Origin of the sequence: uncultured Jatrophihabitans sp. (assembly GCF_964246335.1) — a bacterium.
In the GTDB taxonomy this organism is placed as follows: domain Bacteria; phylum Actinomycetota; class Actinomycetes; order Mycobacteriales; family Jatrophihabitantaceae; genus Jatrophihabitans.
On the sequence record NZ_CAXTQF010000076.1, the window covers coordinates 1 to 7,074 of the forward strand.

A 7,074-nucleotide genomic window follows, 5' to 3' on the forward strand; every position below is an offset into this window, starting at 1 on the left:
CCCTTCTCGGTGATCAACAGCAGGAATTGGTTGCTGGAGCGCCCCATTTCTACTGTTGATCACCGAGAGGGGGTGGCGGCGGCGGAGACGTCGCGGCGGCCACGACTCGCGTGGTCAGCGGCAGACGCGGTAGGACAGGTGGGTCACGTCGGGCGCCTCGACGACGCGCAGCAACTCCAGTTGCGGCACCGCGACGCCCTCGAGCAGCCGTGCGCCGCCGCCGAGCAGCGTCGCGCCGCCGTGCAGGTGAATCTCGTCGAGCAGGCCGGCGGCCAGCGCAAGCTGCACCGGCGCGGTGCCCATCAGGCTGATGTCCCTGCCCTCGGCCTTGGTGCGTGCGAGGGCGAGCACGTCCTCGACCGGGGCGTCGGTGTAGGTGTACTCGGGCCACGGGGCGTCGTCGACCCGGTGCGTCATCACGAACAGCGGGATGTCTGCCTGCGGCCCGCTGCCGCCCCAGCCGCCGACGACGTCGTGGGTGTGCCGTCCGGTGACGATGGCGCCGTTGGTGGCGCAGATGCCGTCGAAGACCTGGCGGCTCGCCGGCCACATCCGGAACGGGAAGTACGCACTGCGCGTGTCGCCGCTGTCCAGCCAACGGAAGAGGACGTCGCCGCCGTCACCCAGCGGTGAGTCGGGACGGCTGCTCGGTCCGGCGACGTACCCGTCGAGCGAGACGGACATCGCGGTCCGGATGACGCCCATGTCAGCGGCCGATCCGTTGTTCGGTGGCGTCGTCCGCGACGCCGCCGAAGTGCTTGTCCAACACGGTGCGGAACACGACCTGCGGCTCGACGAGGTCGAACAGCGTCATGGACGAGTGCAGCTTCTGCGCGTCGATGCCGCCGAACACGTGCACAGGCGACGCGTCGAGCTGGGCCACGGACCCGGCACACTCGCGCAGTCGCGCGCCGAGTACGCCGTGGGCAAGGTAGGCCTGCGCCTCGCTGCGATCAGCGATCGCGTACCGCTGCGACATCGCGCTGAAGCCGAGCCCGGCGATCTGTGGGAAGACGAACCACATCCAGTGGCTGGTCTTGCGCCCGCGCCGGATCTCGGCCAGCGCGCGTTCGTAGGTCGAGCCGTGGTCCTGCGCCTCGACGAACCGGTTCAGGTCGTACGGATCCCCACCCACGCCCGCATTTCTACCCGATGCCGGTCACTGTCAGTGAATGCCGCACTCGACCTTCGAGGAACCGGCCCACCGTCCGGCGCGGGCGTCCTCGCCGGGCGCGATCCGGCGCGTGCACGGACCGCAACCGACCGAGCCGTAGCCGTCGGAGAGCAGCGGGTTGACGAGCACGCCGTTCTCGGCGATGTAGCGATCGACGTCGTCCTGCGTCCATGCGGCGATGGGATTGATCTTCACCATCCCGCGGCCGTCGTCCCAGTCGACGACCTTGACGGTGGCGCGCGATGCGGCTTCGTCGCGGCGCAGTCCGGATACCCACGCGTCGTAGTCCTTGAGGGCCTTGCGCAACGGCATGACCTTGCGCAAGGCGCAGCACTGGTCCGGGTTGCGTTCGTAGAGCCGCTTGCCGAACGACACGTCCTGCTCGTCGACCGTCTGGGCAGGCTTCAGGGTGCGGATGGTGACGGGCAGCGTCGCAGCAATCGCGTCACGGGTGCCCAGTGTCTCGGCGAAGTGGTAACCGGTGTCGAGGAACAGGATGTCGACGCCCGGGCGGACCTTGGCGGCGAGGCTGGGCACAACGGCGTCGGCCATCGACGACGCAACAGCCCACGAACTGCCGAAGTGCTCGTCGGTCCACGTGAGGATCTCGAGCGCGGACGCGCCCTCCAGCTCGTCACCCGCGGCGATCGCGAGATCTTTGAGCTCGGTCTTGCTGATCAGAGCAACCATGCCTCGTCGGCGCGCGACACATAGGCCGCGAACGCCTCGCCTCCCTCTCGACGCCGGAGGTAGCCCTGCAGCACCCGTTCGATGTAGTCGGGGACTTCCTCTGCCGTCACTTTCAAACCACGGAACTTGCGTCCGAATTCCGCATCGGTGCCCATTTGGCCGCCGAGGTGCACCTGGAACGCGTCCTCGTAGTTCCCGTCCTTGTCCCGGCCCACCATGCCCTTGAAACCTATGTCCGCGACCTGAAAGCGGGCGCACGAGTTCGGGCAGCCGTTCACGTTGATCGTGATGGGCGTGTCGAAGTCCGGGAAGCGACGCTCGATCTCCTCGCGGATCGTCTCCGCGCGCGCCTTGGTCTCCACGAACGCCAGCTTGCAGAACTCGATGCCGGTGCAGGCCATCGTCCCGCGCGCGAACGCGGACGGGTGCACGGTGAGCCCTTGCTCGTGCAGGGCGTCGGTGACGACCTGTTCCTTGTCCGACGGCACGTCGAGCACGACGATGCCCTGTTGCGCGGTGAGCCGGGTGCGGGCACCGCCGTGGCGTTCGGCGATGTCGGCGACCTCGCGCAGCGCACTGCCGGACGTGCGTCCGGCGCGGGTCGTGGCGCCGATGGCGAGCATGCCGTCGCTCTGCCGCTCGACGCCGACGTGGTCGCGGTGCGTGGGGGACGCCGCCGGTGCCGGGCCGTCCGGCAGGGCGCGGTGCAGGTACTCGTCCTGCATCACCTGACGGAACTTCTCGACGCCCCAGTCGGCGATGAGGAACTTCAACCGGGCGTGCGTGCGCGAACGGCGGTAACCGTAGTCGCGGAAGACGGACACGACCGCAGCCCAGACATCGCTGACCTCGTCCGGCCGCACGAACGCGCCGACCCGCTCGGCGAAGCGCGGATTGGTCGAGAGCCCACCGCCGACCCACAGGTCGTAGCCGGGTGTCCCGTCCGGACCGATGACCCCGACGAACGCGACGTCGTTGATCTCGTGGTTGGTGCAGTGTCGCGCGCAGCCGGAGATCGACGTCTTGAACTTGCGGGGCAGGTTCGAGAACGCCGGGTCGCCCAAGTACTTGTCGACCGTCTCGCGCAGTGCCGGCCCCGCGTCGAGCACGGAATCCTCGGCGACGCCCTCGAGCGGGCAGCCGAGCATCACGCGCGGGCAGTCGCCGCACGCCTCGGTGGTCGACAGCCCGACCGCCTCGATGCGCCGCCAGATCTCCGGCACGTCCTCGATGCGGATCCAGTGCAGCTGGACGTTCTGCCGGTCGCTGATGTCGGCAATGTCGCGACCGAACTCGGTGGAGATGTCGGCGATGACCCGCAATTGCTCGGCGGTCAGCGCGCCGCCGTCGCAGCGGATACGCATCATGAAGAACTCGGCGTCCAGCTCCTCGGGTTCGAGCGTTGCGGTCTTGCCGCCCGGGATGCCCTCGCGCCGCTGCGTGTACAGGCCCATCCAGCGGAACCGGTTGCGCAGGTCTGCGGGGTCGATGCTGTCGAAGCCGCGCACCGAGTAGATGTCGAGGATGCGCTGACGCACGTTCAGCGCGTCGTCGTCCTTCTTGGCCTGCTCGTTCTTGTTCAGCGGCTCGCGGTAGCCGAGGGCCCACTGGCCCTCGCCGCGTCTCGTCTTGGAGCGGGGCGTGGGTGTCTGTCGTGCTTGCGCCGGCATGCGGCAGGCCTTTCCTGAGGTTGGCGCCGTGTGGATGGCAGGGGTGCGGCGGCGTACTGCCGCCGACTCAACAGGCCGCGGTAGCGACCCGGAGCAGATCCACGTGCCGGCGCGAGGTCAGTCGCGCCGCGTGGCGGTTGCACATCACACTTGAATGATTCCACAACCCGCCGGTGCGCCGTGCGGCGCTGCGAGGATGGTCACGTGGCCGGCTTCCCGATGTTGCTCGACGTCGAGGGCCGGCGCGTCCTGGTCGTCGGCGGGGGAGCGGTGGCCACGCGCCGGGTGCGCGCACTGCTGCGTGCCGGCGCGGACGTGCGCGTGGTGGCGCCCGACGTCGCCACCGAGATCGCGGCTCTCGAGCTGGCGATCACCCGCCGACGGTTCGCCCCGGACGACGTGCGCGAAGCGTGGCTGGTGTTCGCGTGCACCGACGACCCTGCGGTGAACGCCGAGGTCGCCGCTGCGGCACGGCAGCGACGGACGTTCTGTGTGCGGGCCGACGACGCCACGGGCGGCACCGCCCGCACGCCGGCGGTCGCACGTCGCGACGGGCTGACCGTCGCGGTCAACGCCGGCGACGATCCGCTGCGTGCCGTGGCGCTGCGCGACGCGATCGACGCAGCTCTCGCCGCCGGCGACCTGCCAACGGCGCGGGTGCGGCCGGACGACACGCCGCCACCGGCAGCGGGTGGCTGGGTCGCGCTGGTCGGCGGCGGCCCGGGCGATCCCGAGCTCATCACGGTGCGCGGCAAACGGCTGCTCGAGGCTGCCGACGTCGTCGTGGTCGACCGGTTGGCGCCGCGGTCGCTGCTTGCCGCCCTGCGGGCGGATGTCGAGATCATCGATTGCGGCAAGTCCGCGCACCGGCACAACCTCACGCAGGACGAGATCAACGCGGTGCTGGTGGACCGCGGCCGCGCCGGGCGCCGGGTGGTGCGGCTCAAGGGTGGCGACCCGTTCGTGTTCGGGCGCGGCGGCGAGGAATGGCTGGCATGCGTCGCCGCGGGCGTCCCGGTGTCGGTGGTGCCGGGCCTCAGCTCCGCTCTTGCCGCCCCCGCCGCGGCCGGCATCCCGCTGACCCACCGCGGCGTCGCGGCCGATTTCACGGTCGTGTCCGGTCACCTGGACCCGGGCCGCTCGGGCGAACAGGACGTCGACTGGCCCGGGCTCGCGGCGCACGGCGGCACCTTGGTGATCTTGATGGCGATGCAACGGCTGGCCGCGATCACCGAGGCGCTCGTTGTGCACGGCCGCTCGCCGCAGACGCCCGCGGCCGTCGTCCAGCATGCCGACAGCCCGGTGCAGCGGGTGCTCCGTGCCCCGCTGTCCGAGATTGCGGCTGCGGCCTCGCGGGAGGGGATGGGGGCGCCGGCCGTGGTGGTCGTCGGCGAGGTTGTAGCCGTCCTCGAAGGCTGACTCGAGACGCTGTGTCGGTGTGCGGTGCTAGTATCGAACGCAATCGAACGGAAGGCGTCTCATGACCCGCACCAGCCCGACCCTCGGCCGCTCGCCGGCCGCGGCGCACAGCCTGCTCGTCCACGCCCGGCAGGTGCTGGGCGAGGCCGAGGCGGCCACCGATGCCGGCGATCGGTTCCGGCTGGCCCACCTGTCCGCGCTGCGCACCGCGGCTGCGGTGTCGGCGCAACGTGGTCGGCCCGCGTCGGTGCGCCGCAGGCTGATGAACGTCTGGGTCCTGCTCGAACGCGTCGCGCCCGAACACGCCGGATGGGCGGCGTACTTCGCGGCCGGCGCGCCGATCCGGGCCGCGGTCGAAGCCGGTGCGCTGTCCGCGGTCACGGCGCGTGCCGCCGACGATCAGCTGCGGTCCGCCGGCCAGTTCCTCGAGCTGGTGGAGTCGACATCCGGGCTGCTCGCCGCGTGAGCGCCCGAGCGGCATCGCCGCAGGTCGCTCGCGAGTGCGCCGACGGGGTCGTACCTGCGCATTAGGCTCGCGGCTGTGCAGACCGACACCGAGCGGGTCCGGCCGGCCCTGGGTCGGCTGGCGCTCGTCTCGCGCCTGCTCGAAGAGGCATTGGCCGAGCCCGTCGCCGCCGGGCGGCAGCCGACGGTGCTCGACTGCGGCGGCGGCAGCGGCGCGGTCACCGTGCCGCTGGCCCGCGCTGGCGCCGACGTCACCGTGGTCGACGTCAGCGCCGATGCGTTGGCCACGCTGCGCCGCCGGGCCGCCGAGGCGGGCGTCTCGTCGCAGGTGCGGCCGCTGCAGGGCGACGCGGAGAACCTCGCCGCCGTGGTCGGCAACGCCACCTTCGACCTGGTGCTCGCCCACGGCATCCTCGAGGCCGTCGACGACGTCGCGGCGGTGTTCGCCGGCTGCGCCGCGGCGGTACGCGCCGGCGGCTTGCTCAGCGTGGTGGTCAGCAATCCGCCGGCCGCCGTGCTCGCCCGGGCGCTCGGCGGTGAACCGGCCGCCGCGCTGGACGAACTGCACCGGCTGGCCGACCCGGGGCGCCTCGGGCCGGACGTCGTCACCCGGCTGTGTCAGGACGCAGGCATGCAGATCGACGCCCGGCACGGCATCGGTACGTTCTCCGATCTCGTCCCGGGTGCCGCCCTCGACGGCCCCGGGGCGCGCGACGCGCTCGCGCAACTGGATCTCGAAGCCGCCGGCCGCAGCCCGTTCGCCGAGATCGCGGGCCGGATCCACGTCCTGGCCCGACGCGCAGGCTGACCGGTGGACGGAGGAACGCCGCAGCATGGGACGTAGCGCCGACCTGCCGCGTACCGCTGGGGAGTTCGACGGCGACGACACCGGCTGCACGATGCTGCACGTCGACATGGACGCGTTCTTCGCCAGCGTCGAGATCAAGAAGCGGCCCGAGCTCGCCGGCCGGCCGGTCGTCGTGGGCGGCAGCCGGCGTGGCGTCGTCGCCGCCGCCTCGTACGCCGCACGCAAGTTCGGCATCCGCAGCGCGATGTCGATGAGCCAGGCGTTGCGGCTGTGCCCGCAGGCGGTGGTGCTGCCGCCCGACCGCGCGGCGTACTCCGCGACCTCGGCGCAGGTCATGGCGATCCTGCGTGACGTCACGCCGCTGGTCGAGCCGCTGTCGCTGGACGAGGCGTTCCTCGACGTCGCCGCCGCTCAACGCACCCATGGGCGGCCAGGCGTCATCGCGGCCGGCATCCGGGCGCGGGTGCAGGCCGAGCTCGACCTGACCTGCTCGGTCGGCATCGCCCCGACGAAGTTCGTCGCCAAGCTCGCGTCCGCACGCTGCAAGCCGAACGGCATGCTCGTGGTGCCGCGCGCCCGCGTGTTGGACTTCCTGCATCCGCTGCCGGTCACCGCGCTGTGGGGCGTCGGGGCGCGGACCGCCGAACCGCTGCACCGCCTCGGCGTTCGTACGGTGGCCGACCTCGCGGCCACGCCTGCCGACACGTTGCGCCGCGCGGTCGGCGCGGCAGCGGCCGCGCACCTCGCGGCCCTCGCGGCCGGCGTCGACCCGCGTCAGGTCGAACCGCACGAAGTCGAGAAATCGATCAGCGCCGACCGGACCCTCGAGGCGGATCTCCCCGACGAGG

8 protein-coding genes and 1 pseudogene (1 of these 9 only partly in view) are annotated in these 7,074 nt (G+C 71.7%); 4 read left to right on the plus strand and 5 right to left on the minus strand.

Annotation, left to right across the window (positions count from 1 at the left end; translation table 11 throughout):
• Positions 1 to 114 precede the first annotated feature (114 nt).
• The 5 genes from ACFFCN_RS16405 to ACFFCN_RS16425 form a co-directional block, all read right to left on the minus strand.
• A complete protein-coding gene (locus ACFFCN_RS16405) occupies positions 115 to 705 on the minus strand; it encodes a dihydrofolate reductase family protein (protein ID WP_375493377.1) in 591 nt (196 codons plus the stop codon).
• A gap of 1 nt (position 706) precedes the next feature.
• Complete coding sequence (locus tag ACFFCN_RS16410) at positions 707 to 1,135, minus strand: DUF1810 domain-containing protein (protein ID WP_375493379.1); 429 nt, start codon at positions 1,133 to 1,135, stop codon at positions 707 to 709.
• Positions 1,136 to 1,165: 30 nt separating this feature from the next.
• Positions 1,166 to 1,864 (minus strand): phosphoadenylyl-sulfate reductase, encoded by a 699-nt coding sequence (locus tag ACFFCN_RS16415; protein ID WP_375493381.1) that lies wholly within the window; start codon positions 1,862 to 1,864, stop codon positions 1,166 to 1,168.
• Positions 1,852 to 3,534 (minus strand): nitrite/sulfite reductase, encoded by a 1,683-nt coding sequence (locus ACFFCN_RS16420; protein WP_375493383.1) that lies wholly within the window; start codon positions 3,532 to 3,534, stop codon positions 1,852 to 1,854. The genes ACFFCN_RS16415 and ACFFCN_RS16420 overlap by 13 nt, the downstream gene beginning before the upstream one ends.
• 67 nt (positions 3,535 to 3,601) lie before the next feature.
• The gene (locus ACFFCN_RS16425; RefSeq protein WP_375493401.1) at positions 3,602 to 3,679 is read right to left on the minus strand and encodes a putative leader peptide; all 78 of its coding nucleotides are present in this window, start codon (positions 3,677 to 3,679) and stop codon (positions 3,602 to 3,604) included.
• Between the two features lie 74 nt (positions 3,680 to 3,753).
• Here ACFFCN_RS16425 and cobA point away from each other — a divergent pair, with 74 nt between their 5' ends.
• From cobA to dinB, 4 genes and pseudogenes are all read left to right on the plus strand, one after another.
• Positions 3,754 to 4,953, plus strand: a complete 1,200-nt coding sequence (cobA, locus tag ACFFCN_RS16430; RefSeq protein ID WP_375493403.1) for a uroporphyrinogen-III C-methyltransferase — start codon at positions 3,754 to 3,756, stop codon at positions 4,951 to 4,953.
• 61 nt (positions 4,954 to 5,014) lie between these two features.
• On the plus strand, positions 5,015 to 5,419 hold the full coding sequence (locus ACFFCN_RS16435; protein WP_375493387.1) for an SAV_6107 family HEPN domain-containing protein: 405 nt from the start codon (positions 5,015 to 5,017) through the stop codon (positions 5,417 to 5,419).
• Positions 5,420 to 5,494: 75 nt separating this feature from the next.
• On the plus strand, positions 5,495 to 6,226 hold the full coding sequence (locus tag ACFFCN_RS16440) for a methyltransferase domain-containing protein (RefSeq protein ID WP_375493389.1): 732 nt from the start codon (positions 5,495 to 5,497) through the stop codon (positions 6,224 to 6,226).
• A gap of 25 nt (positions 6,227 to 6,251) precedes the next feature.
• A pseudogene (gene dinB / locus ACFFCN_RS16445) lies at positions 6,252 to 7,074 on the plus strand (DNA polymerase IV); it runs 451 nt beyond the window's last position.

Excerpts from the sequence above, each read along its gene's own strand:
- ACFFCN_RS16405 (WP_375493377.1), bottom strand. The coding sequence starts at position 705 with ATGGGCGTCATCCGGACCGCGATGTCCGTCTCGCTCGACGGGTACGTC.
- ACFFCN_RS16415 (WP_375493381.1), bottom strand. The coding sequence starts at position 1,864 with ATGGTTGCTCTGATCAGCAAGACCGAGCTCAAAGATCTCGCGATCGCC.
- ACFFCN_RS16420 (WP_375493383.1), bottom strand. The coding sequence starts at position 3,534 with ATGCCGGCGCAAGCACGACAGACACCCACGCCCCGCTCCAAGACGAGA.
- ACFFCN_RS16425 (WP_375493401.1), bottom strand. The coding sequence starts at position 3,679 with ATGTGCAACCGCCACGCGGCGCGACTGACCTCGCGCCGGCACGTGGAT.
- cobA (WP_375493403.1), top strand. The coding sequence starts at position 3,754 with ATGTTGCTCGACGTCGAGGGCCGGCGCGTCCTGGTCGTCGGCGGGGGA.
- ACFFCN_RS16435 (WP_375493387.1), top strand. The coding sequence starts at position 5,015 with ATGACCCGCACCAGCCCGACCCTCGGCCGCTCGCCGGCCGCGGCGCAC.